Annotated in this window: 21 protein-coding genes, 1 tRNA gene and 3 rRNA genes; 23 read left to right on the top strand and 2 right to left on the bottom strand. The window is 45.7% G+C overall.

The features are described 5' to 3' along the window. Positions 1-167 precede the first annotated feature (167 nt). From cysK to MKY19_RS00485, 23 genes are all read left to right on the top strand, one after another. A complete protein-coding gene (gene cysK / locus MKY19_RS00375) occupies positions 168-1,106 on the top strand; it encodes a cysteine synthase A (RefSeq protein ID WP_042123166.1) in 939 nt (312 codons plus the stop codon). A 417-nt stretch (positions 1,107-1,523) separates the two neighbouring features. Beyond that, a complete protein-coding gene (locus MKY19_RS00380; protein WP_339804078.1) occupies positions 1,524-3,068 on the top strand; it encodes an anthranilate synthase component I family protein in 1,545 nt (514 codons plus the stop codon). Next, complete coding sequence (gene pabA, locus MKY19_RS00385; RefSeq protein ID WP_042123170.1) at positions 3,065-3,646, top strand: aminodeoxychorismate/anthranilate synthase component II; 582 nt, start codon at positions 3,065-3,067, stop codon at positions 3,644-3,646. Before MKY19_RS00380 ends, pabA begins: the two co-directional genes overlap by 4 nt. Beyond that, a complete protein-coding gene (locus MKY19_RS00390) occupies positions 3,643-4,524 on the top strand; it encodes an aminotransferase class IV (protein ID WP_339799636.1) in 882 nt (293 codons plus the stop codon). The genes pabA and MKY19_RS00390 overlap by 4 nt, the downstream gene beginning before the upstream one ends. Then, positions 4,521-5,378, top strand: a complete 858-nt coding sequence (folP, locus tag MKY19_RS00395) for a dihydropteroate synthase (protein WP_339799638.1) — start codon at positions 4,521-4,523, stop codon at positions 5,376-5,378. Before MKY19_RS00390 ends, folP begins: the two co-directional genes overlap by 4 nt. 30 nt (positions 5,379-5,408) lie before the next feature. Beyond that, positions 5,409-5,771 carry a dihydroneopterin aldolase gene (folB, locus tag MKY19_RS00400; RefSeq protein ID WP_042183904.1) on the top strand — a complete coding sequence of 121 codons (363 nt, stop codon included), beginning with the start codon at positions 5,409-5,411 and terminating at the stop codon, positions 5,769-5,771. A gap of 11 nt (positions 5,772-5,782) precedes the next feature. Next, complete coding sequence (gene folK / locus MKY19_RS00405; RefSeq protein WP_339799640.1) at positions 5,783-6,334, top strand: 2-amino-4-hydroxy-6-hydroxymethyldihydropteridine diphosphokinase; 552 nt, start codon at positions 5,783-5,785, stop codon at positions 6,332-6,334. Continuing rightward, positions 6,301-6,495, top strand: a complete 195-nt coding sequence (locus MKY19_RS00410) for a helix-turn-helix transcriptional regulator (RefSeq protein ID WP_234540301.1) — start codon at positions 6,301-6,303, stop codon at positions 6,493-6,495. Before folK ends, MKY19_RS00410 begins: the two co-directional genes overlap by 34 nt. Positions 6,496-6,535: 40 nt before the next feature. Continuing rightward, complete coding sequence (gene dusB, locus MKY19_RS00415; RefSeq protein WP_076300985.1) at positions 6,536-7,552, top strand: tRNA dihydrouridine synthase DusB; 1,017 nt, start codon at positions 6,536-6,538, stop codon at positions 7,550-7,552. Positions 7,553-7,755: 203 nt separating this feature from the next. Further along, entirely contained in the window at positions 7,756-8,235 is a 480-nt protein-coding gene (gene greA / locus MKY19_RS00420) for a transcription elongation factor GreA (RefSeq protein ID WP_042183910.1), read from the top strand. Positions 8,236-8,391: 156 nt separating this feature from the next. After that, a complete protein-coding gene (gene lysS / locus MKY19_RS00425) occupies positions 8,392-9,912 on the top strand; it encodes a lysine--tRNA ligase (protein ID WP_179085871.1) in 1,521 nt (506 codons plus the stop codon). Between the two features lie 406 nt (positions 9,913-10,318). Then, positions 10,319-11,876 (top strand): 16S ribosomal RNA (locus tag MKY19_RS00430). Between the two features lie 213 nt (positions 11,877-12,089). Next, positions 12,090-15,018 (top strand): 23S ribosomal RNA (locus MKY19_RS00435). Between the two features lie 74 nt (positions 15,019-15,092). Further along, a 5S ribosomal RNA gene (rrf, locus tag MKY19_RS00440) occupies positions 15,093-15,209 on the top strand. The 16S, 23S and 5S rRNA genes sit together here, the layout of an rRNA operon. A 529-nt stretch (positions 15,210-15,738) precedes the next feature. Then, positions 15,739-17,196, top strand: a complete 1,458-nt coding sequence (gene guaB, locus MKY19_RS00445; protein ID WP_042183912.1) for an IMP dehydrogenase — start codon at positions 15,739-15,741, stop codon at positions 17,194-17,196. 161 nt (positions 17,197-17,357) lie between these two features. Beyond that, entirely contained in the window at positions 17,358-18,704 is a 1,347-nt protein-coding gene (locus MKY19_RS00450) for a D-alanyl-D-alanine carboxypeptidase family protein (RefSeq protein ID WP_042193075.1), read from the top strand. A 111-nt stretch (positions 18,705-18,815) separates the two neighbouring features. Beyond that, positions 18,816-19,697 carry a pyridoxal 5'-phosphate synthase lyase subunit PdxS gene (gene pdxS / locus MKY19_RS00455; RefSeq protein ID WP_042123186.1) on the top strand — a complete coding sequence of 294 codons (882 nt, stop codon included), beginning with the start codon at positions 18,816-18,818 and terminating at the stop codon, positions 19,695-19,697. Positions 19,698-19,716: 19 nt separating this feature from the next. Next, positions 19,717-20,313 carry a pyridoxal 5'-phosphate synthase glutaminase subunit PdxT gene (gene pdxT / locus MKY19_RS00460; protein ID WP_076286886.1) on the top strand — a complete coding sequence of 199 codons (597 nt, stop codon included), beginning with the start codon at positions 19,717-19,719 and terminating at the stop codon, positions 20,311-20,313. Between the two features lie 73 nt (positions 20,314-20,386). Then, positions 20,387-21,673, top strand: coding sequence for a serine--tRNA ligase (gene serS, locus MKY19_RS00465; protein ID WP_076301054.1), 1,287 nt, complete (start codon positions 20,387-20,389; stop codon positions 21,671-21,673). A 68-nt stretch (positions 21,674-21,741) separates the two neighbouring features. Then, positions 21,742-21,830, top strand: a tRNA-Ser gene (locus tag MKY19_RS00470). Between the two features lie 173 nt (positions 21,831-22,003). Further along, positions 22,004-22,345, top strand: a complete 342-nt coding sequence (locus tag MKY19_RS00475; RefSeq protein WP_042183934.1) for a hypothetical protein — start codon at positions 22,004-22,006, stop codon at positions 22,343-22,345. 12 nt (positions 22,346-22,357) lie between these two features. Continuing rightward, positions 22,358-22,510 carry a small acid-soluble spore protein P gene (locus MKY19_RS00480; RefSeq protein ID WP_042183936.1) on the top strand — a complete coding sequence of 51 codons (153 nt, stop codon included), beginning with the start codon at positions 22,358-22,360 and terminating at the stop codon, positions 22,508-22,510. A gap of 102 nt (positions 22,511-22,612) precedes the next feature. Continuing rightward, the gene (locus MKY19_RS00485) at positions 22,613-23,704 is read left to right on the top strand and encodes a hypothetical protein (protein ID WP_076301053.1); all 1,092 of its coding nucleotides are present in this window, start codon (positions 22,613-22,615) and stop codon (positions 23,702-23,704) included. A gap of 108 nt (positions 23,705-23,812) precedes the next feature. Here MKY19_RS00485 and MKY19_RS00490 read toward each other — a convergent pair whose 3' ends face one another. Continuing rightward, positions 23,813-24,382 carry a GNAT family protein gene (locus tag MKY19_RS00490; RefSeq protein ID WP_339799645.1) on the bottom strand — a complete coding sequence of 190 codons (570 nt, stop codon included), beginning with the start codon at positions 24,380-24,382 and terminating at the stop codon, positions 23,813-23,815. A gap of 112 nt (positions 24,383-24,494) precedes the next feature. After that, positions 24,495-24,968 (bottom strand): tRNA adenosine(34) deaminase TadA, encoded by a 474-nt coding sequence (gene tadA / locus MKY19_RS00495; protein WP_218641875.1) that lies wholly within the window; start codon positions 24,966-24,968, stop codon positions 24,495-24,497. Between the last annotated feature and the right edge of the window lie 389 nt (positions 24,969-25,357).

The raw sequence follows: 25,357 nt of genomic DNA on the forward strand, positions 1-25,357 counted from the left end.
ATATTAACGTAAAACCTACCGTTTTAGTCGGAAATAACTAACGGTGGTCCAATATCTATACCCCTTTATAGCAGTTATTATTGCATAATAGGGACACACATACAGAAGAGTAAAGTCACAATTTACGTTCTTATATCGCATTTATCATTCTAAGGAGGTTTTTGCTCATGGCTAAAGTCGTTAACAACGTAACAGAATTGATCGGAGGTACTCCGCTCGTTCGTTTGAATCGTCTGGCACAGGAAGGCTCCGCAGATATTTATTTGAAATTGGAATATCAGAATCCGGGATCAAGCGTAAAAGACCGTATCGCAATCAGCATCGTTGAAGAAGCTGAACGTGAAGGTCTACTGAAACCTGGAGGTACAATTGTAGAAGCAACCAGTGGTAACACTGGTATTGGCTTGGCACTTGTGGCTGCGGCTAAAGGTTATAAGGCAGTTATCGTAATGCCGGAAACCATGAGCTTGGAACGCCGTAATCTACTTCGTGCATACGGAGCAGAATTGGTTCTGACTCCAGGATCGGAAGGCATGAATGGTGCGGTTAAGAAAGCGGAAGAAATTCTGAAAGAGAACCCAAGCTATTTCCCATCGGAGCAATTCAAGAATAAAGCGAACGTGAAGATCCACCGTGAGACCACTGGACCTGAAATCGTTGAAGCTATTGAGTCCATCGGAGGCCCACTGGATGCTTTTATTGCAGGTATCGGAACAGGTGGAACGATCACGGGTGCAGGTGAAGTGCTGAAGAGCAAATATCCTGACGTGAAGATCTATGCTGTGGAGCCTGCTGCTTCTCCAATCTTGGCAGGAGGCAAACCAGGCCCTCACAAAATTCAGGGTATCGGAGCAAACTTCATTCCTGAAATCCTGAACCAGGACATTTATGATGAGATCATCCATGTTGAGAACGATGAAGCATTCGAAACTGCACGCCGTGTAGCTAAAGAAGAAGGCGTCTTGTCTGGCATTTCTTCCGGTGCAGCAGTATTTGCAGCACTTAAGGTTGCTAAAGACCTCGGTCCTGGCAAGAAGGTAGTTGTCATCATCCCAAGTAATGGTGAACGTTACCTGAGTACACCACTTTACAATTTCGAAGCGTAATTGTTTGCAATAACGTAATTTATAAGAGTCTTCATACCACTTTTCTGGTGGTGATGGAGACTCTTTTCGTTGATTATATGGGCAAAAGGTTCTGTGGATATACTACACCCTAGACGTGTTAATTTTATATTTTTGAAAAATGCTAAGGTTTTTACCGAAGACTCAAAAGCCATATTAATTTCCTATAGCTGGGGGCTTTTCAATAATGCCTTAAGTACAGTATACTGACAGGCAATATACTACTGATGATTAATAATAAGTAATTGCTAGATAAAACTAAGCAAATGCTTACGAAGTAAGTTTTATTGCGAAGTGATGTCTATGATGTAATGGCTCCATAAAACTTTTAGGAGGATGGCTTTGGAAATCATAACGACATGGAATGAGTGGGAACAATGGGCAGCTGAAGACTGGAGCATGTTCCCCTTGATTATAAAATCACCCAAGTGCTCGGGGGAATTGCCCGCATCCTGGAAGAAGGCCTGGGAACTAGCTTCCGAATACTCCGTAGTGTTGGAGAGTGGCAAGGGTGGCCGCTATACGTACTTAGGTTTAAATCCTGTATCAATATTAAAAGGCAAGGGAGAAGGCGCTGAGGTGTTTAGCCTTTCTCCCGAATCATTGGGTCATACAGCCGATGAGGGTTCACATGAGACAACAACGCTGCTAGGTCAGCCGCTAGAGCTGCTACAGCAATGGATGTCAGGTTTCACCTCGCCAAGTCTAAACGTTCAGGGCATTCCTCCATTTACCGGTGGATGTATTGGATTTATAGGGTACGATGTGGTTCGCTCATTGGAGCGTTTACCGTCTCTCGCACAAGATGATCCCGGTTTTCCTGATTATCTCTTTATGAGGATGGATGAGGTATGGATTTATGATCACGAAGAGCATGTGCTTTATTGTGCTGTTCACGTCCCGGTTCCAGCAGAATGTGGGATGGAGGATTTGCAGAACCTTTATCTCGGTGCTATAGAACAGGCTGGACGAATGGTAGAGCAGTGGCAGTTGGTATCCACTGCTTCGGGGTTGAACGAAGAGTTCAACGGTAGCATTGAGGCCCTCACAGATTCCTCAGGAGAGTGGCCGGGTATGACCTCGGCCTTCTCGCCTGAGAAGTTCCAGCAGGCCGTGCTGGACGTTCAGGAATACATCCGCCAAGGCGATGTATTTCAAGTGAACCTCTCGCTGCGCCAGGAGGCGCAGCTGAAGTCCTCGCCGGAGGATGTTTACGAATGGCTGCGCAAGCTCAATCCGTCCCCGTACATGGGGCTCTTGCGGTCGCCCGGCTTCGCGCTATCCAGCGCTTCACCGGAGCTGCTCGTCAAGCTGCACGGGGACAAAGTGAGCGCACGGCCAATCGCCGGCACCCGGCGCCGAGGCCTGACTCCCGCGGAGGATGCCGCCATGGAGGCGGAGCTTCGCGGGAGCGAAAAAGAGATCGCCGAGCATATTATGCTTGTCGATCTGGAGCGCAACGACATCGGGCGTGTCGCTGCATATGGATCCGTCAGCGTGCCTGAGCTGATGACGGTGGAGCGCTACTCTCATGTGATGCATCTCGTTTCGCAGGTAGAGGGCCAGGTCGCACCGGATAAGGATGCTTATGCTGTAATCGCAGCATTGTTCCCAGGGGGAACGATTACAGGCGCGCCCAAAGTAAGAACAATGGAAATCATTGAAGAGCTGGAGCCGGTTCGGCGTGGGCCGTACACAGGATCCATGGGCTTTATTGACTATAACGGAAATATGGAATTAAATATTATTATTAGAACACTGGCTGTAAAGGATGAAGTCGGATATATTCAGACAGGTGCGGGCATCGTGATCGACTCTGATCCCTACCGTGAATACCGTGAATGCCATAATAAAGCCAAAGCGGTAGTGAAGGCAGTACTCTGTAGTGAGTTACAGCAGGAATCCCAAACTACCAGCGGCGCCGAAGGGGGAGAAACACTGTGATCTTGGTCATCGATAATTATGATTCCTTTACGTATAACCTCGTACAGTATTTGGGTGAACTTGGGGAAGAGGTTAAAGTACACCGCAACGATGAAATTACCATTGAAGAGATTGAAAAAATGGCTCCCGATCATATTTTAATTTCTCCAGGACCATGTACACCTAATGAAGCGGGGATCAGTTTGGAATTGTTACATCATTTCAAAGGTATTATTCCGATCTTCGGCGTATGCCTTGGGCATCAGGCGATAGGCCAAGCATTTGGTGGAAATGTTATTCGTGCAGAGCGTTTGATGCATGGAAAAACATCCCCGATTCATCATAAGGGCACGTCGGTTTTTGAAGGTCTGGAGTCTCCTTTTACGGCAACAAGATATCATTCTTTGATTGTAGAGCGCGAGAGTCTGCCGGATTGTCTGGAGATTACAGCGGAGACCGAAGAAGGGGAGATTATGGCACTGCGCCATAAAGAATACCCTATCGAAGGTGTGCAATTCCATCCGGAATCGATTATTACGGATCATGGTCATACGATGCTGCGTAATTTCTTGAAACGGAGAGCCGGAGAAACGGCATGAAATATATAGGATTTAACAATGGTGTCATAGATGCAAGACAAGCCGTGGTTTCCGCCCTGGATCACGGTTTTTTATACGGTATAGGATTGTTCGAGACCTTTCGGACGTATGGGGGAGTGCCTTTTCTGCTGGAGCGTCATTTGAAGCGTATGGCAGAGGGGTGCAAGGAGCTTGGTATTCCATTTGCGCAGGATGTTGAACAGCTGCAGGAGTGGATCCAGCGTGTTATGGACAAAAATGAATTAAAAGAAGCTTATATACGCTATACCGTGACCGCTGGTGAGGATATTCTCGGGTTACCTGCGGGCGACTATTGCGAACCCAATCATTTGCTGTACATCAAAGCGCTGCCGAAAGTATCCGAAAAGATATATAGCGAAGGCAAAGACCTGCAACTGTTGTCCTTACGGCGTAACACTCCGGAGGGAGCAGTGCGATTCAAGTCTCTGCATTATATGAATAATATTTTAGCCAAGCGTGAGCTTAGGGGTTATGCCTCTGCGGCGAATGGTGCTGAAGGATTGATGTTAACTGCACAAGAGGTCATAGCAGAGGGCATTGTCAGCAACATCTTTTTTATAAAAAACAATATTCTCCACACTCCAGATATCTCAGCTGGGATTCTACCGGGAATTACCCGGGAAATGGTAATGGAGCTGGCTCGCAGTGCTGGAATTAGGGTAGAAGAGGGCGCATATTATTGGGAGCAGTTGAAAATAGCCGACGAAGTATTTCTTACTAATTCCGTACAAGAAATTGTCCCGGTCACAACGCTTTGGGAAAAAGATAAAAAATTTACCGTAGGCGATGGCCTTTGCGGCAGAATGACTTCGGATTTGATTTCATTCTATAGAGAAAGGATGGGAATACCGAAATGAGACCAGCCATATTCAAGCGGACATACCGCTGTGGAATTACTGATTTGGAATTGGGAAATCGAACGCTGATTATGGGCATCCTGAATGTAACCCCGGATTCTTTTTCAGATGGAGGACTTTGGGATGATCCGGACAAAGCAGTAGAGCATGCGCTACAAATGGCCGCAGACGGTGCTGATATTATAGATATTGGTGGAGAATCTACCCGTCCTGGTCATAAACCAGTGGGGCTTGAAGAGGAATTAGCTCGTGTATTGCCTGTCATCGAGAGTATTCATCGAGCGGCACCGCATATTCCGTTATCTATAGATACGTACAAAGCTGAAGTGGCACGCCAAGCTATTGCTGCTGGTGCCCATATCATTAATGATATATGGGGCTGTAAGGCTGATCCGGAAATGGCGGTAGTGGCAGCAGCTGCAGACTGTCCCATTATTTTGATGCATAACCGGCAGGACCGTGATTATACGAATCTAAGTGCGGATATGTCGGCAGACCTTAAGGAAAGTATTGATCTTGCTTTAGCCGCAGGAGTGAAGCCAGCCAATATCATCTTGGATCCAGGGATCGGCTTTGCGAAGGATTTTAATGAAAATTTGCAGGCGATGATGCTTTTGGACGGGTTGACTGAGTTTGGCTATCCACTGTTACTGGCGACTTCACGCAAAAAATTCATCCGGACCGTACTTGATTTGCCCGCTGATGATGTTGTGGAAGGTACCGCAGCTACAGTAGCCTTTGGTATTGCTCAGGGCTGCCAGATCGTACGAGTGCATGATGTATCCCTAATAAAACGAACGGTCAAGATGTGTGATGCGATGTTGTATGCTGCACCTCCATTGGTGCGTGAATAAAGATATTTTATAAAAAGGGCGGGTTTAAAGATGGATAAAATGACACTGCATCGAATGGAATATTACGGATATCATGGTGTGTTTGAAGAAGAGCGTAAGCTGGGCCAACGTTTTTACATTGATTTGGAGCTGGAACTCGATCTACAGGGAGCGGGCCAGAACGATGATTTGAACCAAACCGTAAACTATGCTGAAGTGCATGAACTGGTCAAAAACATTGTCGAAATAAAGTCCTTTAAGTTAATTGAAGCTCTGGCAGAGTATATTGCATCCTCCGTACTGGACACTTATACTGTTATCAATGCAGTAACGGTAAAGGTAACTAAACCGCATCCGCCATTCGACATTCATTTTCAGGGAGTGACTGTGGAGCTGCGCAGAACTAGAAAGTGAGAACAAAGTCCATGAAAATACATTCCACCTCTGAAGAATCAGAGGCTTATATTGCTTTAGGGGCTAATTTGGGCGACCGTGAGGGCACGCTGTCAGAGGCTTTGAACAGACTGAATAATCATGATGAAATATCGGTAGTTCGCTGCTCCAAAGTCTACGAGACAGAGCCAGTAGGTTATTTAGATCAGCCGCAGTTTCTTAATATGGCAGCAGCTTTGCGCACGACGCTTGCGCCAGAGACCTTGCTGGAAGTAATGCTGGGGATCGAAACGCAACTGGGTCGTATCCGGGATATTCGCTATGGACCGAGAACGGTAGATCTAGATTTATTGTGGGTAGAGGGCCAGACACTTGATACTCCGCATTTAACGTTACCGCATCCGCGTATGTTTGAGCGTGCATTTGTAATGCTTCCGCTCAGTGATATCGTTCCACAGAATGAACAGTCTTCCGGACTCCGCAAGTTGATTACAGCAGCGCTTCAAGACATAGACGGGAAGGAAGGAATTCGGTTGTGGACAACAAGCGTATGGGACGGAGGGTCAGGGCATTCCGCAAGCTAAAAGGCTATACTCAACAGGAACTTGCGGATCTCACTGGAATTTCCTTGGCTGTGCTTGGCGCAGTCGAGAGGGGCAATAGACGTTTGGAAGATCAAATTTTAGATAAAATTGCGAATGTCCTAGGGGTTACAACTGAAGAATTGGTAAACCCTGACTCATAATTTTTAAGCAATTCAAATAGGAATAATGGAAGTGATACGAATGCTGAAGATTGGCGACATTGAGATGAAAAATCAAGTTGTTCTGGCACCTATGGCTGGGGTGTGCAATCCGGCCTTTCGTCTAATCGCTAAAGAGTTTGGAACAGGTTTAGTCTGTGCGGAAATGGTGAGCGACAAGGCTATTATTCACGGAAATACTCGTACTCGCGAAATGTTGTTCGTGGATGAACGGGAGAAACCGCTTAGTTTGCAGATTTTTGGCGGGGATAGAGAATCACTGGTGCAAGCAGCTAAAGTGGTTGATAAAGAAACCAATGCTGATATTATCGATATCAATATGGGATGCCCAGTGCCTAAAGTAACTAAATGTGATGCGGGAGCCCGCTGGCTTTTGAATCCCGATAAAATCTATGAAATGGTCTCTGCAGTTGTCGATGTTGTCGATAAACCCGTAACCGTGAAAATGCGGATTGGCTGGGATAGCGAGCATATTTTTGTCGAAGATAATGCACGTGCAGTAGAACGTGCCGGTGGCAAGGCTGTCAGTGTACATGGACGAACACGAGAGCAACTCTACACGGGGCGCGCGGATTGGAATTATATCAAGATGGCAAAAGAAGCGGTCTCCATTCCGGTTATTGGCAATGGTGATGTGAATACACCTGAAGATGCTCGGGCTATGCTTGATCAGACCGGTTGTGATGGCGTGATGATCGGGCGTGGTGCGCTAGGTAACCCATGGATGCTGTATCGTACGATTCAGTATTTAAGCACCGGGGAACTGATGCCTGAACCTGGATTGGATGAGAAGATTAAGGTTGCCATTCTTCATATGGATCGGCTGGTTGCACTTAAGGGAGAAGCAGTAGCCGTTCGGGAGATGCGTAAGCATATGGCTTGGTATTTAAAAGGCCTGAAGTCTGCTGCACGAGTGAAGGATGTGCTCATGTTAGAGACAGAACGTGATGGAATGGTGAAGATTTTGAATGATTTTGTCGTTCAGCTAAAGCATGAAGAAGAGAATAAGGGTAATGAAATGTCTGCTTCCGCAGTATAAACGCGTTGTTTTCCTTACGCTTTTTGAACACATCCCACTTTATATGTGGTGTCATTGACATTTTGTAGCGGTTCCAATATAATTTCACAGTATAAAATCGCCGTTACAGTAAGAGCAATGCAGCAGGGAGGGTTCTTATCCTCCTAGATTAGCATATAGTATGGTGTTTTCAATAAATGTATACGACAGGAGAATCGGTTGAGATGAGCGATAAAGAAGTCATCCTTACGCCGGACGGGCTAAAGCGTCTGGAAGATGAGCTGGAATTCCTCAAATCTGTGAAACGCCGCGAGGTTGCTGAACGGATTAAGGTAGCGATTGGCTACGGAGATATCAGTGAGAACTCGGAGTATGAAGACGCGAAGAATGAGCAGGCTTTTATCGAAGGACGCGTTATCACCTTGGAGAAGATGCTTCGCAACGCGCGCATCATTAATAGCGACGAGATCGTTACTGATGTGGTAAGTATCGGTGTTACTGTAAGTGTTGAAGATTTGGAATATGGTGACACTATGGAATACACGATCGTAGGTACAGCGGAGTCCGATCCACTGAATAATAAGATCTCCAACGAAAGTCCAGTAGGCAAAGCCATCATCGGCAAGAAAATAGGCACGATTGTTGACGTTAATACACCTGCAGGCGTTATTCAATATAAAATTCTCGATATCAGAATGAAGTAGTGTACAGATCTTATAGTCTGTAAATAGATGTGCTGCCGAATGTATAAGTAGTTTTCTTGTATGCAGGCAGATAAGGGAACATTGTTTGGGAAAGCTTCCTTAGGGAAGCTTTTTTTCAAAATATAAGGGATTTATATCTGCAAGGGGATGAATAGCATGACCGAGGAAATGAATAATGTGGAGAATGCAGAGAACGAACTTAGTGAGCTTTTGCAAATCCGCCGTGCCAAATTGGACGAGCTAAGAGGACTTGGTATCGATCCTTTCGGCAAAAAGTATGAGCGTACAGCTAACGCTGGCGACCTAGTATCGAAGTATGATGGACTTTCTAAAGAAGAATTGGACGAGCTATCTGTTGAAGTCAGCATAGCGGGTCGCATTATGGCAAAACGTGTTATGGGTAAAGCCAGTTTTGCGCATATCCAAGATCTCAGTGGAAGAATTCAGCTTTATGTTCGTCAAGACAGCATTCCTGAAACGCAATACGCAGCGTTCAATGTTCTCGATCTAGGAGACATCATCGGCGTTCGCGGAACAGTATTCAAAACCAAAACAGGCGAGACCTCCATCAAAGTGCATAATCTCGAAGTCTTGTCCAAGTCCTTGTTGCCGCTTCCTGAGAAATATCATGGTCTTAAAGATGTAGAGCTGCGTTACCGTCAGCGCTATGTTGATTTGATTATTAATCCGGAAGTTCAACAGACCTTTATTGCTCGTTCAAGAATCATTCAATCTATGCGTCGTTATTTGGATTCACTTGGCTATCTTGAAGTTGAGACACCTACACTTCATGCGATTGCCGGTGGAGCTGCAGCGCGTCCGTTCATTACTTACCACAACACGCTTGAAATGCAGCTTTATATGCGTATTGCTATTGAGCTTCATTTGAAACGTCTTATTGTTGGTGGACTGGAAAAAGTATACGAAATCGGTCGTGTATACCGTAATGAAGGAATTTCGACTCGTCACAATCCTGAGTTTACTATGATTGAGCTGTATGAAGCTTATGCTGATTACAAGGACATCATGAACCTTACGGAGAATATGATCGCTCATATTGCCCAAGAGGTATTAGGAACTCAACAGGTCGACTATCAAGGCAAGCCGGTAGATCTGTCACCAGGATGGCGTCGTGTAACTATGGTTGATGCCGTTAAAGAAGTAACCGGTGTTGATTTCAGTGTTCATATGACAGATGAGGAAGCACAGGCTCTGGCAAAAGAGCATCGTGTACCTGTAGAGAAGCATATGTCTTTCGGTCATATCCTTAATGCTTTCTTCGAGCAATTTGTGGAGGAAACTCTGATTCAGCCTACCTTTGTAATGGGACATCCGGTTGAAATCTCACCACTGGCGAAGAAAAACGATGAGGATCCACGCTTCACCGATCGTTTTGAATTGTTTATTGTGGGTCGTGAACATGCGAATGCATTTAGTGAATTGAATGATCCGATCGACCAGCGTCAACGCTTTGAAGCACAAATCCAGGAGAAAGAGCAAGGTAATGACGAAGCTCATGAAATGGACGATGACTTTATCCGTGCTTTGGAATATGGTATGCCTCCTACAGGTGGACTGGGAATCGGTGTAGACCGTTTGATCATGTTGCTTACCAATTCTGCATCTATTCGTGACGTACTGCTATTCCCGCATATGCGTAACCGTACAAACGAATAGTATTTATACAACAATGAGCACAGGGGAGCTGTCTAGCGGCGGTTCTCCTTGGCTACTGTTGATCAGAAGGTAAAGATTCTGGTATCGTTATGAGGATATATAGCTTAATACTAATTTGTTTGAAAAAAAGTGTTGCAATGAATCTCTATACATGATATATTCTATTTCTGGCCGAGAAACACACATGCCGAGCTCGAAAAAGAAGTAAAAAAAGAGCTTGACATTAAACGGCTGAACATGATATAGTATAAGAGTTGCTGCTGAGACATTAAACGGCGACAACGAGAACTTGATCTTTGAAAACTGAACAACGAGTGAGTAGGAAATCACGAAAGTGATATCCAAAATTAGAGAATTAATTTTCTCGTCAGATGTTTCAAAATGAGCATATCGCTCTTTTCAATACTAATTGGAGAGTTTGATCCTGGCTCAGGACGAACGCTGGCGGCGTGCCTAATACATGCAAGTCGAGCGGAGTCATTTTGAAAGCTTGCTTTCAAAATGACTTAGCGGCGGACGGGTGAGTAACACGTAGGCAACCTGCCCCTTAGACTGGGATAACTACCGGAAACGGTAGCTAATACCGGATAATTTCTTTTTTCTCCTGAAGGAAGAATGAAAGACGGAGCAATCTGTCACTGAGGGATGGGCCTGCGGCGCATTAGCTAGTTGGTGGGGTAACGGCCCACCAAGGCGACGATGCGTAGCCGACCTGAGAGGGTGAACGGCCACACTGGGACTGAGACACGGCCCAGACTCCTACGGGAGGCAGCAGTAGGGAATCTTCCGCAATGGACGAAAGTCTGACGGAGCAACGCCGCGTGAGTGATGAAGGTTTTCGGATCGTAAAGCTCTGTTGCCAGGGAAGAACGTCCGGTAGAGTAACTGCTATCGGAGTGACGGTACCTGAGAAGAAAGCCCCGGCTAACTACGTGCCAGCAGCCGCGGTAATACGTAGGGGGCAAGCGTTGTCCGGAATTATTGGGCGTAAAGCGCGCGCAGGCGGTCATTTAAGTCTGGTGTTTAAACCTTGGGCTCAACCTGAGGTCGCACTGGAAACTGGGTGACTTGAGTACAGAAGAGGAAAGTGGAATTCCACGTGTAGCGGTGAAATGCGTAGATATGTGGAGGAACACCAGTGGCGAAGGCGACTTTCTGGGCTGTAACTGACGCTGAGGCGCGAAAGCGTGGGGAGCAAACAGGATTAGATACCCTGGTAGTCCACGCCGTAAACGATGAGTGCTAGGTGTTAGGGGTTTCGATACCCTTGGTGCCGAAGTTAACACAGTAAGCACTCCGCCTGGGGAGTACGGTCGCAAGACTGAAACTCAAAGGAATTGACGGGGACCCGCACAAGCAGTGGAGTATGTGGTTTAATTCGAAGCAACGCGAAGAACCTTACCAGGTCTTGACATCCCTCTGAATCCACTAGAGATAGTGGCGGCCTTCGGGACAGAGGAGACAGGTGGTGCATGGTTGTCGTCAGCTCGTGTCGTGAGATGTTGGGTTAAGTCCCGCAACGAGCGCAACCCTTAACTTTAGTTGCCAGCAGGTAAGGCTGGGCACTCTAGAGTGACTGCCGGTGACAAACCGGAGGAAGGTGGGGATGACGTCAAATCATCATGCCCCTTATGACCTGGGCTACACACGTACTACAATGGCCGGTACAACGGGAAGCGAAACCGCGAGGTGAAGCCAATCCCATCAAAGCCGGTCTCAGTTCGGATTGCAGGCTGCAACTCGCCTGCATGAAGTCGGAATTGCTAGTAATCGCGGATCAGCATGCCGCGGTGAATACGTTCCCGGGTCTTGTACACACCGCCCGTCACACCACGAGAGTTTACAACACCCGAAGTCGGTGGGGTAACCCGCAAGGGAGCCAGCCGCCGAAGGTGGGGTAGATGATTGGGGTGAAGTCGTAACAAGGTAGCCGTATCGGAAGGTGCGGCTGGATCACCTCCTTTCTATGGAGAATCGTCTTCTGCAATGAAGACATTCAAATCGGAAGCTAAGCTTCCACAACTCACTCGTTGCTCAGTTTTGAGAGTTTAAGCTCTCAAGTAAGACTTGATCCTTGAAAACTGGATACCGAAACGAATTTGCGTTTTAGAACATCTTTTAGCAACTTGTGCAAACAAGTAAATGTTATTAGTGAGATTTTTCTTAGGAAAAATCAAGGTTAAGCTAATAAGAGCACACGGAGGATGCCTAGGCGCCAGGAGCCGACGAAGGACGTGGCGAACAACGAAACTGCCTCGGGGAGCTGTAAGCAAGCTTTGATCCGGGGGTGTCCGAATGGGGAAACCCAGCTGTGGTAATTCGCAGTTACTCATCTCTGAACACATAGGAGATGTAGAGGCAGACCAGGGGAACTGAAACATCTAAGTACCCTGAGGAAGAGAAAACAATAGTGATTCCGTCAGTAGCGGCGAGCGAACGCGGAACAGCCTAAACCTAAGAGCTTGCTCTTAGGGGTTGTGGGACGTCTCACATGGAGTTACAAAGGAATATGGTAGGTGAAGAGGTCTGGAAAGGCCCGCGATAGAGGTAAAAGCCCTGTAACCTAAACTGTGTTCTCTCCGAGACGGATCCCGAGTAGTGCGGGGCACGTGAAACCCCGTATGAATCCAGCAGGACCATCTGCTAAGGCTAAATACTACCTGGCGACCGATAGTGAAACAGTACCGTGAGGGAAAGGTGAAAAGCACCCCGGAAGGGGAGTGAAATAGAACCTGAAACCGTGTGCTTACAAAAAGTCAGAGCCCTATTTATGGGTGATGGCGTGCCTTTTGTAGAATGAACCGGCGAGTTACGTTTAACATGCAAGGTTAAGTCGAGAAGACGGAGCCGCAGCGAAAGCGAGTCTGAATAGGGCGACTTAGTATGTGGACGTAGACCCGAAACCGTGTGATCTACCCCTGTCCAGGGTGAAGGTGCGGTAACACGCACTGGAGGCCCGAACCCACGCATGTTGAAAAATGCGGGGATGAGGTGGGGGTAGCGGAGAAATTCCAATCGAACTCGGAGATAGCTGGTTCTCCCCGAAATAGCTTTAGGGCTAGCCTCGGTATAAGAGTAGTGGAGGTAGAGCACTGATTGGGTGCGGGGTCCGCAAGGATTACCAAGCTCAGTCAAACTCCGAATGCCATATACTTATTGCCGGGAGTCAGACAGTGAGTGCTAAGATCCATTGTCAAAAGGGAAACAGCCCAGACCATCAGCTAAGGTCCCCAAGTGTGTGTTAAGTGGGAAAGGATGTGGAGTTGCACAGACAACCAGGATGTTGGCTTAGAAGCAGCCACCATTGAAAGAGTGCGTAATAGCTCACTGGTCGAGTGACTCTGCGCCGAAAATGTAACGGGGCTAAACACACCACCGAAGCTATGGCTAGATACGTATGTATCTGGGGTAGGGGAGCGTTGTATGTGGGTTGAAGGTGTACCGTAAGGAGCGCTGGACAGCATACAAGTGAGAATGCCGGTATGAGTAACGAAAAGATCAGTGAGAATCTGATCCGCCGAAAGCCCAAGGTTTCCTGAGGAAGGCTCGTCCGCTCAGGGTAAGTCGGGACCTAAGGCGAGGCCGAAAGGCGTAGTCGAAGGACAACAGTTTGAAATTACTGTACCACCGTAATCCGCTATGAGCGATGGGGTGACGCAGGAGGGTAGTGACGCGGACTGATGGATATGTCCGTCTAAGCAGTGAGGCTGATGTGTAGGCAAATCCGCACATCGTTAAGGCTGGGCTGTGATGGGGAGCGAAAATTACAGTAGCGAAGGTCATGATCTCACACTGCCAAGAAAAGCCTCTAGCCAGGAGAAGGTGCCCGTACCGCAAACCGACACAGGTAGGCGAGAAGAGAATTCTAAGGCGCGCGGAAGAACTCTCGTTAAGGAACTCGGCAAAATGACCCCGTAACTTCGGGAGAAGGGGTGCCCCGGTAGTGTGAATAGCACGAGGGGGCCGCAGTGAAAAGGCCCAAGCGACTGTTTAGCAAAAACACAGGTCTGTGCGAAGCCGCAAGGCGAAGTATACGGGCTGACGCCTGCCCGGTGCTGGAAGGTTAAGGGGAGTGGTTAGGGGTAACCCGAAGCTATGAACCGAAGCCCCAGTAAACGGCGGCCGTAACTATAACGGTCCTAAGGTAGCGAAATTCCTTGTCAGGTAAATTCTGACCCGCACGAATGGCGTAACGACTTGGGCGCTGTCTCAACGAGAGATCCGGTGAAATTTTAATACCTGTGAAGATGCAGGTTACCCGCGACAAGACGGAAAGACCCCATGGAGCTTTACTGCAGCTTGATATTGAATTTGGGTACGATCTGTACAGGATAGGTGGGAGCCGTAGAAATCGGAGCGCAAGCTTCGGTGGAGGCGCCGTTGGGATACCACCCTGATCGTATCTAGGTTCTAACCTAGTACCCTAATCGGGTACGGGGACCGTGTCAGGCGGGCAGTTTGACTGGGGCGGTCGCCTCCTAAAGAGTAACGGAGGCGTTCCAAGGTTCCCTCAGAATGGTTGGAAATCATTCGAAGAGTGCAAAGGCATAAGGGAGCTTGACTGCGAGACCTACAAGTCGAGCAGGGACGAAAGTCGGACTTAGTGATCCGGTGGTACCGCATGGAAGGGCCATCGCTCAACGGATAAAAGCTACCCTGGGGATAACAGGCTTATCTCCCCCAAGAGTCCACATCGACGGGGAGGTTTGGCACCTCGATGTCGGCTCATCGCATCCTGGGGCTGAAGTAGGTCCCAAGGGTTGGGCTGTTCGCCCATTAAAGCGGTACGCGAGCTGGGTTCAGAACGTCGTGAGACAGTTCGGTCCCTATCTGTCGTGGGCGCAGGAAATTTGAGAGGAGCTGTCCTTAGTACGAGAGGACCGGGATGGACGTACCGCTGGTGCACCAGTTGTTTCGCCAGAAGCATGGCTGGGTAGCTACGTACGGACGGGATAAGCGCTGAAAGCATCTAAGCGTGAAGCCCCCCTCAAGATGAGATTTCCCAATTAGTAAGACCCCTTGAAGACGACGAGGTAGATAGGTTGGAGGTGGAAGTGCAGTAATGCATGGAGCTGACCAATACTAATCGGTCGAGGGCTTATCCTATACTTAAAACGCAAATTCAATTCGGATTCAGTTTTCAGGCGATTAAGTCTGAGCATTTACGCTGTAAATGCCCGTTTGGTGGCGATAGCGGAGGGGTTCCACGCGTACCCATCCCGAACACGACCGTTAAGCCCTCCAGCGCCGATGGTACTTGGACCGAAGGGTCCTGGGAGAGTAGGACGTTGCCAAGCACGCAAGACCACTGTTGAGTAATCGACAGTGGTCTTTTTGTTGTATTATTGAAGAATTCATTAGGGTTTATTTTGAGATACTACATTAGAGATAGGTGTAAGCATTGGTGATGGGTATGGTGGATTGTATAATTTCACCACTAAATGTCCACTCTGCGCGGACAATAGTCCAATAATTCGCTTACGCGTGAGTCGTTTTTTGAATACCTACTCTGATGATGTAATGTTCTTGACAGTCCAAATGCCCTTTGCTAAGATGGCAATAATATATTTTTGGATAAGCATCTCAAACCTAAATTGAAGATATGAACTTGTTCAACTTCCAGATGTACAGAGTTGTCTGTCGTGAATGGACTTAAAGTCGAAGGTTCTTCTTTTAAATTATAAGAAGGTATGAGTTTCACGCTATACTTTATCCTTATAATTCTCGCATAAATGCTTACCATCCTTAAAAGGACGGCAAAGGCGTTTTAGCTTGTAAAGTTTGTAGGCGGGTATAATTTAAAACAACCGAGGAGGAATGACCCAGGTGTGGAAAGATAAGTTTGGTAAAGAAGGTCTGACTTTTGATGATGTGCTGCTGGTTCCGCGTAAATCTGAGGTACTGCCGAAGGAAGTAGATTTGACTACAGTTCTAAGTAAGAATGTGAAGTTGAACATCCCGCTTATGAGTGCAGGTATGGACACAGTCACAGAAGCGGCTATGGCCATTGCTATTGCTCGTGAGGGTGGTATCGGGATTATTCACAAGAATATGCCTGTAGAGCAGCAAGCGGAAGAAGTGGATCGTGTAAAGCGTTCCGAGAGCGGAGTTATTACTAACCCATTCTCTCTTTCAGCAGAACATCTGGTATCCGATGCTGAACTGCTGATGGGTAAATATCGTATTTCCGGAGTACCGATTGTAGACAATGACAACAAACTGGTCGGTATTCTAACTAATAGAGATTTACGTTTTATTCATGACTTTAATATTCCAATCAAAGAAGTTATGACACATGAGAATCTCGTGACTGCTGCTGTAGGCACGACACTTCAAGAAGCAGAAGGCATCTTACAACGTCATAAAATTGAGAAATTGCCGCTGGTGGACGAGAATAACGTTCTTAAGGGCCTAATCACAATTAAAGATATCGAGAAGGCGATTCAGTTCCCTAACGGAGCGAAAGATGCACAGGGTCGCTTACTGGTTGGAGCAGCTGTTGGTATCTCTAAAGATACATTCGAGCGTACTGCAGCGTTAGTGAAATCAGGTGTGGATTTGATCGTCGTCGATTCTGCACATGGTCACCACATTAATATTATTGAAGCGGTTCGCCAAATTCGTGAGTTGTATCCTGATCTTACGATTGTTGCTGGTAACGTGGCTACAGGTGAAGCAACCCGTGAACTTATTGAAGCTGGAGCTTCTGTAGTTAAAGTAGGTATTGGACCTGGATCTATCTGTACAACACGAGTTATCGCTGGTATCGGTGTTCCGCAGGTTACAGCCATTTATGATTGTGCAACGGTTGCTCGTGAGTACGGAGTTCCTATCATCGCTGACGGTGGAATCAAGTACTCCGGTGAAATCACGAAGGCTATTGCCGCTGGTGCTCATGCAGTAATGATGGGAAGTATGTTTGCGGGTACAGAAGAAAGCCCAGGAGAATCAGAGCTTTATCAAGGCCGTAAATTTAAAGTATATCGTGGTATGGGCAGTATGAGTGCCATGAAACAAGGTAGTAAGGATCGTTATTTCCAGGATGACGATAAGAAGCTTGTTCCTGAAGGAATTGAGGGTCGTATCGCTTTTAAAGGGCCTCTTTCGGATACCGTTCATCAATTGATTGGCGGATTGCGTTCGGGTATGGGCTACTGTGGAACCAAGTCACTCGAAGAACTTCGGAATGACACTTCTTTCATTCGCATCACAAGTGCCGGACTTCGCGAAAGCCATCCACATGATGTGCAAATTACGAAAGAAGCGCCAAACTATTCCGTGTAATGGACTAGAAAGACTATTTTTTGGACAGACAGGACTATTTCGTCCTGTCTGTCTTTTTTTGCGTGTACCCCTGTGTTAGAATAGAACAAGCTATTGATATGAGGTTTAAAGGAGAGTAGTAATCATTGAAGCACAAACAGAAATTTAACGGTAAGCAATTTATGATTAAGACAGTCACAGTAGGTCTACTTTTAAATATGTTAGTTTCCACTCCGCTTCCGGCATTCGCTGAGGAAGGTACGACTACGACAATACAGGCTGGTACTGCAACTAAGACAACTCAGAAAGCAGTAAAGATCCCTTCTGTGGAATCACTGGGTCTAAATTTGAAATCAGCGGTTCTAATAGAACCAACAACAGGTGAAATTCTTCTATCTATGAATGCAGATGAGGCTTTGCCTCCAGCTAGTATGACTAAGATGATGACAGAGTATCTTGTAGCAGAAGCGGTGAAGACTGGACAGCTTTCATGGGATCAAAAAGTCATAGTAGGAGAAAATGCGTCTAAACAGGTTGGATCACGTATTTTTCTAGCGGAAAATGACGAGCATACGGTTGAAGAGCTGTATATAGCAATGGCTGTCGGATCTGCAAATGATGCTACAGTAGCTTTGGCAGAACTAGTTTCCGGATCAGAATTGGAATTCGTAGAGCTAATGAATCAGACTGCCCAGAAGATGGGGATGAAAACTGCCTATTTTGTTAATTCTACTGGATTAGACAAAGCTGACATGCCTAAGAAGTTCCGCTCAACTGATAAGAAAGAAAACGTAATGTCAGCGATGGATGCTGCTATTCTTGCCAAATATATCGTTACTGATCATCCTGATTTTAATAGATTTACAACGGTTCAGTCGTATAAGTTCCGTGAACGTGATACCGCACCAATGATTAACTTTAACTGGATGTTGGAAGCTAACAAGAGTATCCAGAATTTTAAGGCTTATGCTTATGAGGGATTGGATGGTTTGAAAACAGGCCATACCGCTAGAGCAAAATATTGTTTTGCAGGTACAGCTGTACGTGATGGCATGCGTCTGATAAGTGTAGTAATGGGGGCTAATACAGAGCCACACCGTTTTACAGAGACGAAGAAAGTACTTGATTTCGGATTTAATAATTTTGAAATCAAACAGGTTGTGGCCCCTAAAGCAGTGATAGCCGGCAACGAAACCGTGCCAGTTCTTAAAGGGAAAAATAAAAAGGTGTCTGTAGTTACGGATGAAGCTGTTTCGTTTATCGTCCCTAAGGGAACAACCTCCCCTCAAATTAAAACAACTGTTGAAATAAATGATCCAGCAACCTTAGTTGCTCCTATAGAACAATCTGCTAAAGTGGGTAAGGTTACTTATTCCTACCAAGTTGAAGGCATGTCTGATGTTCAGCAGAAGACAGTTAATCTGATTACTGCTGAAGAAGCGGAGAAAGCCGGTTGGTTCAGTTTATTCCTTAGAGCCATTGGAGATTTCTTCGGCGATTTATTTACAGGGATCAAGAACTTGTTCTAATGAATTTAGCATCGAAAATTGCGTTAAATCCGAGTAAGTGGATTGTATATTTCCCTTCATTGGGGTAAAATTACAAGTTAGATTAAGATAGATCATTCGGGGGGCTAGGACATGGAAACTGGAACATCGCGAGTTAAAAGAGGCATGGCAGAAATGCAAAAAGGCGGCGTCATTATGGACGTCATGAATGCAGAACAAGCAAAAATTGCTGAGGCTGCGGGTGCAGTAGCTGTTATGGCATTGGAACGCGTGCCTTCTGATATTCGCGCAGCTGGCGGTGTAGCACGGATGGCCGATCCTACAATTGTAGAAGAAGTTATCAAAGTGGTAAGTATCCCTGTTATGGCTAAGGCTCGTATTGGCCATTACGTAGAAGCAAAGGTTCTGGAATCCTTGGGTGTTGACTATTTGGATGAGAGTGAAGTTCTTACTCCTGCTGATGAAGTCTTCCATATTAATAAACGTGAGTTCACTGTTCCGTTCGTATGTGGAGCTAAAGACTTGGGTGAAGCCTTGAGACGTATTAACGAAGGTGCATCCATGATCCGTACGAAAGGTGAACCAGGAACAGGCAACATTGTTGAAGCAGTGCGTCATATGCGCTTTATCAATAGTCAAATCCGCAAAGTAACTAATTTGTCCAAGGATGAGCTATATAATGAAGCTAAGAACCTGGGAGTTCCTTACGAGCTACTGCTTGAAGTGCATGAGCTTGGTAAGCTGCCGGTTGTTAACTTTGCTGCTGGCGGTGTAGCAACTCCTGCCGATGCTGCCCTGATGATGCATCTAGGTGCGGATGGTGTGTTTGTAGGCTCAGGTATTTTTAAATCGGACAACCCTGAGAAATTTGCCCGTGCGATCGTTGAAGCCACTACACACTATACTGATTACAAACTGATTGCAGAAGTATCTAAGAACCTTGGCGCACCAATGAAGGGGATTGATATTGCAACTCTAACCCCGGCTGAACGTATGTCGGAGCGTGGCCGTTAATAGAGAGAAGGTTGCCCGGATGAAAATAGGAGTGCTGGCGCTTCAAGGCGCAGTTACGGAGCATATTGTTAGTATAGAGAAGACCGGAGCAGTGGGCGTACCTATCAAGCGAGTAGAGCAGCTTGAGGAGGTTGATGGCCTAATTATTCCTGGTGGTGAGAGTACAACGATCGGTAAACTGATGCGAAAATATGGCTTCATCGAAGCCATACGTGATTTCTCCAATCAGGGCAAGCCGATTTTTGGAACATGCGCGGGTATGATTGTTCTGGCCAAACAAATTGCCGGCGGCGAACCAGGGCATTTGGAGCTAATGGATATTACGGTGGCTCGGAATGCATTCGGTCGTCAACGGGAAAGCTTTGAATGTGATCTGGAGGTTAAAGGAATTGATGAGCCGGTTCGTGCTGTTTTTATACGTGCACCGCTTATCAACGAGGTAGGCCCCGGTGTAGAAGTGCTTACAGTCTATAATGATGAGATTGTAACTGCACGGGAGGGTAACCTGCTGGTGTCTTCTTTTCATCCAGAATTGACCGATGATTTCAGACTGCATCAATATTTTGCTGATATGGTAGAGGCTACTAGGCAAGTGCAACAACAGAATCGCATATAAGAACATCCTGACTCTTTCAAAGCTGTAAGCAGCAATTTGAAAGAGTTTAGGCTGTTTTCAGGAGGGAAACTTTGTGTTAGACGTAAAAGTATTACGCAGTGATTACGCTCGAGTTGAACAAGCCTTAGAGAAACGGGGTAAATCACTGGATTTAATTGCTGATTTTCCACAACTTGATCTACGCAGACGTGAATTACTGCAAGAAACAGAAGGTCTTAAGAACCGTCGTAATACGGTTTCTGGTGAAGTAGCGAAGAAGAAGAAGAATGGTGAGCCAGCAGATGACCTAATTGCAGAAATGCGTACGGTATCTGACCGAATTAAAGAGCTTGATGACGAAGTGCGTGAATTGGAAGTTCAGATTGCTGAACTTACTATGAGTATTCCGAATATTCCTCATGATTCAGTTCCAGTTGGTAAATCTGAGGATGATAACGTAGAATTGCGTCGCTGGTCGGAGCCAAAGGAATTCGGATTTACTCCGAAATCACATTGGGAGCTTGCGCAGCAGCTCGATATTATTGATTTTGAAGCTGCAGCGAAGGTTACGGGATCTCGGTTTGTTTTTTATAAAGGACTGGGAGCACGTTTAGAGCGGGCGCTTATTAACTTTATGATGGATCTGCACAGTGGTGAGCATAACTATGAAGAAATGCTGCCGCCATACATTGTGAATAAAGACAGTTTGTACGGAACGGGGCAACTTCCTAAGTTTGAGGAAGATCTGTTTAAGTTACGTGATACTGAATACTATTTGATTCCTACAGCGGAAGTACCTGTAACCAACTACTATCGCGAAGAGATTTTGACAGCAGCAGATCTACCTAAGTATCATGTAGCTTACAGCTCTTGTTTCCGTTCTGAGGCGGGTTCAGCTGGCCGTGATACTCGCGGTCTGATCCGTCAGCATCAATTCAACAAGGTAGAGCTGGTGAAGCTTACTACTCCTGAATCCTCTTATGAGGAGTTAGAAAAAATGACAGCAGATGCTGAGCGTGTGCTGCAGCTTCTTGGATTGCCTTATCGCGTACTTGGGCTATGTACAGCTGATATGGGCTTCACATCGGCTAAGACGTACGATTTGGAAGTATGGCTGCCTGAGAGTGGAATGTACCGTGAGATCTCTTCTTGCTCGAATACGGAGGACTTCCAAGCGCGTCGGGCAAATATTCGTTTCCGTAAAGATCCGAAATCCAAACCTGAATTTGTTCATACACTGAACGGATCTGCTTTGGCTGTTGGGCGTACTGTTGCAGCAATTCTTGAGAATTATCAGCAAGAGGATGGTAGTGTTCTGATTCCAGAATGTCTACAACCGTATATGCGCAATGTAAAATCGATCCAACCTAAAACTATTTAAGAAAATAGTTGCTTTTTATTCGCACCATATGGTACAATTACTAATGCATGTGAAATTTATATGCATTTGGAGAGGTACCGAAGCGGTCATAACGGGGCGGTCTTGAAAACCGTTAGGGTGCAAGCCCACATGGGTTCGAATCCCATCCTCTCCGCCATTCCTTTATGAACTTTAAGAAATAAGCAGATAGAAACCGTCTCCTTTGGAGGCGGTTTTTTTGTTGTGCTTGAACTGGTACAGTTTTAGTTATTGTTTGATGAACCTAGTTCCATTGAGAATAAAAAGATTGATTTCTCCGCAATGTATTAGAGAAGGAGGATGATCATAATTATGGACAGACAATTGGAAGTAGATCAGCATAATCTTGTCTCGGCCTGGCAAGAACGCCTGCCTGCGTTAATGGAGGATGGGGACAGTTTCAATGTACTAGCGGATGATGGTGATCCGAATAGTCTGCTTATTCATTTTAATGCAGCAGGACGTCAAGGATACTCACTTGATTTTCGTTGCAGGTATGTAGATAGCAGGGAGGTCGCTGTTGATCTGCTTGATGTGGAGCAGAGTGGAATTCATATTGATGAGCATAGTGATGCAGTACAGCTATTAGCACAGCAGTATTCACGGCAAATTCACGAATGTGCTCAGGCTCTACAGAATATAACTAATCCTTAGGAGGAATGAACAATGTCAAAGCCAAAAAGTATTCCAGTTCCCGGGGCACAGCCCAACGATGGCCAGCGTAGAAAGGAGCATAATTCTTCTGCACCAGAACCACTTTCTGGCTCTAAAAAGGTGAAGCAGGCTAATCATGTAGACCATCATAATCCGCAAGGATAACAAATAAAAACAATAAGAATTATAAAGAAGTGTTTCTTGATTTTTACAAATAGTTTATGATAAGTGGGGGAGATTTTTTTTACATGGGAGAGGAGAAAAATAATGAACAAAAAATGGGGTTTATCGGCCGCGGCACTGTTGCTTACAGCAGCAGTAATTCTGCCAGGATGTGCAAGTAAACAGGAGGCGCCAAAAGAGGCCTTAAAATCAGCCGCGTCAAAAGCGACTACGATGTCTTCATATGAGATGAAGAGTAAATTCTCGATCAATGATCTAACCATCGAGACTGCTGATGCTGAATCTGCTGCAATGACCACACAGGTACTCAGCATGCTCAAGAATGCTGATATTACCGTCGACGGGGTTTATCAGGCTGATCCAATGCAGACAGAGCTAACTATGGTTCTGAATCTCAAGGGCGATATGAGCATGAGCTTCAATGTCCCTATGGTGATGACCACTGAGAAGTTGTATGTTAAGATTCCATCGATTCCGTTCTTCCCGATTCCGGAGACAATCGTTAACAAGTTTGTAGAGGTGGATCTGAAGGCGTTGGCAGAGCAAGAGGGTGCTGAGTTTAATCCAAGCTCTCTGGATACGCAGAAAATGCAAAAGTTCTCTAATGAAGTGATGGACACTGTACTAGCTGAATATGATGAAGGAAAGTATTTCAAAGAGCTTAGTCCAAAGGAAGCAAATTTACCAGAAGGTGTTGAAGCTAAACAAGTCGTTCAGTTCCAAGTGACAAACGATAATGTTAAAGAAGCAATCACCATCTTTGTGAATAATGCCCTGCCTAAAATCATTGATATTGTGAGCAAGGAAGAATACAAGGATATGCTGCAGATTAATGATGCTGATCTGGCTAAGGCTAAAGAAGAGATCACATCAAGTGAAACTAGAACTGAATTCGATAAGAGTTTGGCGGATCTTGATAAGTATCTTACAATTAATCAGTTCCACTACAATACAGCGATCAATAAAGACGGATTCCCTGTGTATCAGGATTTATTGATGGACATTAAAGTAAATGATCCGGAAGATGGCACGAACGTAGCCTTCTCTGTAAACGGAACAGGTCAATATGGCAAGATTAACGAGAAGCCAGAGTTCAAGATTGGCATTCCTCAGGGCGATGATGTAATTACAATGGATCAACTAGAGGAGCAATTCGGTAGCTTGGGGACTTATTAATAAGAAGTTACGAGAGAAAGACCCGCATGTTGCGTATGATATACGCCCATGCGGGTCTTTTTTTATTAGAAAAATAAGATTTTTAATCCTGAACGAGTCAGCAGAAAGTTATTTGTGTTCATCCGGCAGCATATCTTCGGCTAATATTGCATAGGTTTGATGATCCTGCCACTGGCCGTTTATTTTGAGATACCGGCGTGCGATACCTTCAGGTTTAAATCCGCTCTTCTCCAGCACCCTCCGAGAAGCCTCGTTATGCAATAAGATGGCTGCTTGAATCCTATGAAGACCTAAGGCTCGAAAAGCGTAGCCGAGAACTAATCCGACCGCAGCAGTCATGTAACCTTTTGCCTGCATCCGATGATCCATTAAATAGCCTAAATCAGCATACTGAGCTACACCTCTTGAGACATTAGATAGCGTGATTTGACCTATTAGTTGTCCATCAAGCAGATAGACACCGAACATATAGGCTTTGTCCTCCTGAGCATCCACCAGACGCTGATTGATGATCCGTTGTTGACTCTCCAAATTGTAGAATTGCTCATCGCGTTTTGGTTCAAATGGTTCATGTGTTAACCGATTATTCAAACGCAGCTCCAGTAATTTCTCTGTATCCTTTAGCTCTAGAGGAGAAATATAGATACCATGTGAGGTATGATATAAAGTAAGGGTCATTTCAGGTCTCTCCTTTTTTTAAATATAAGAAAGTATAAGTTTAGCACCTATACTTTATGTTTTATATTTCTCGCTTAAACGCTTACCGTCCTTATAAGGACGCCGAAGGCGTTTATGCTTGTTTCGATGGTTTTTGACGTAAACGACGAAAGAATGAGGTCAGTAGGTCTGCACATTCTTCTTGTAAAATCCCCTGAATCACTTCGGTGCGATGGTTAAAACGCGGTTCTTCAAGCAAATTCATGAGGGTCCCAGCACATCCAGCCTTAGGATCAGGAGTGCCATATACAGTGAGGGGTACTCTTGATTGTACAATCGCTCCCGCACACATAGGACAAGGCTCTAAAGTAACATACAGCTGGCAATCCAGCAGTCGCCATGAGTTCATGACATTGCTGGCCTCACGAATGGCAACCATTTCTGCGTGAGCTGTAGAATCCATTGTAGTTTCTCTTAAATTGTATCCACGTCCGATAATTTCACCATGCCGTACGATGACCGCCCCAATGGGAACCTCCCCTAATGCTTCAGCCTTGCGGGCTTCTGCTATCGCCTGCCTCATCCAGTGTTCATGAACCGCTCGCATATCATCTAGCGATTCACCTGCTTTAATATTCAAGATCATCTTCCCTTCCTTTATATCCATTGTACAACGAACAAATATTCGTTCTTAACAAAATGTGCATAACTCTGTGGATAACCGCCTACTTATGCACATTTTTGTACACATCGTTTTATAATAAAATGTTTATATGTGCATAAGCTGTGGATGGTTTCTTAAAATATAAAAAAGTATAAGTTTCACGCTATACTTTATCCTTATATTTCGCATTTAAACGCTTCCCGTCGGTATAAGGACGCCGAAGGCATTTATACTTGTATATTGTAGAGAAAGACCTTTTGAATTTCAATATTTCTTGAATTGGAACGCTTCATTGAAATGTCTTTTCAAATGTGAGGGCAAAAGGTATGATG

Origin of the sequence: Paenibacillus sp. FSL R5-0744 (genome assembly GCF_037972555.1) — a bacterium.
GTDB lineage: Bacteria > Bacillota > Bacilli > Paenibacillales > Paenibacillaceae > Paenibacillus_AQ.

Bases quoted from the DNA above. Each gene is read 5' to 3' on its own strand.
- cysK (WP_042123166.1), top strand. From the start codon at position 168: ATGGCTAAAGTCGTTAACAACGTAACAGAATTGATCGGAGGTACTCCG.
- MKY19_RS00380 (WP_339804078.1), top strand. From the start codon at position 1,524: ATGTTCCCCTTGATTATAAAATCACCCAAGTGCTCGGGGGAATTGCCC.
- MKY19_RS00390 (WP_339799636.1), top strand. From the start codon at position 3,643: ATGAAATATATAGGATTTAACAATGGTGTCATAGATGCAAGACAAGCC.
- folP (WP_339799638.1), top strand. From the start codon at position 4,521: ATGAGACCAGCCATATTCAAGCGGACATACCGCTGTGGAATTACTGAT.
- folB (WP_042183904.1), top strand. From the start codon at position 5,409: ATGGATAAAATGACACTGCATCGAATGGAATATTACGGATATCATGGT.
- folK (WP_339799640.1), top strand. From the start codon at position 5,783: ATGAAAATACATTCCACCTCTGAAGAATCAGAGGCTTATATTGCTTTA.
- MKY19_RS00410 (WP_234540301.1), top strand. From the start codon at position 6,301: ATGGGACGGAGGGTCAGGGCATTCCGCAAGCTAAAAGGCTATACTCAA.
- dusB (WP_076300985.1), top strand. From the start codon at position 6,536: ATGCTGAAGATTGGCGACATTGAGATGAAAAATCAAGTTGTTCTGGCA.
- greA (WP_042183910.1), top strand. From the start codon at position 7,756: ATGAGCGATAAAGAAGTCATCCTTACGCCGGACGGGCTAAAGCGTCTG.
- lysS (WP_179085871.1), top strand. From the start codon at position 8,392: ATGACCGAGGAAATGAATAATGTGGAGAATGCAGAGAACGAACTTAGT.
- MKY19_RS00450 (WP_042193075.1), top strand. From the start codon at position 17,358: ATGATTAAGACAGTCACAGTAGGTCTACTTTTAAATATGTTAGTTTCC.
- pdxS (WP_042123186.1), top strand. From the start codon at position 18,816: ATGGAAACTGGAACATCGCGAGTTAAAAGAGGCATGGCAGAAATGCAA.
- pdxT (WP_076286886.1), top strand. From the start codon at position 19,717: ATGAAAATAGGAGTGCTGGCGCTTCAAGGCGCAGTTACGGAGCATATT.
- MKY19_RS00475 (WP_042183934.1), top strand. From the start codon at position 22,004: ATGGACAGACAATTGGAAGTAGATCAGCATAATCTTGTCTCGGCCTGG.
- MKY19_RS00480 (WP_042183936.1), top strand. From the start codon at position 22,358: ATGTCAAAGCCAAAAAGTATTCCAGTTCCCGGGGCACAGCCCAACGAT.
- MKY19_RS00485 (WP_076301053.1), top strand. From the start codon at position 22,613: ATGAACAAAAAATGGGGTTTATCGGCCGCGGCACTGTTGCTTACAGCA.
- MKY19_RS00490 (WP_339799645.1), bottom strand. From the start codon at position 24,382: ATGACCCTTACTTTATATCATACCTCACATGGTATCTATATTTCTCCT.
- tadA (WP_218641875.1), bottom strand. From the start codon at position 24,968: ATGCGAGCGGTTCATGAACACTGGATGAGGCAGGCGATAGCAGAAGCC.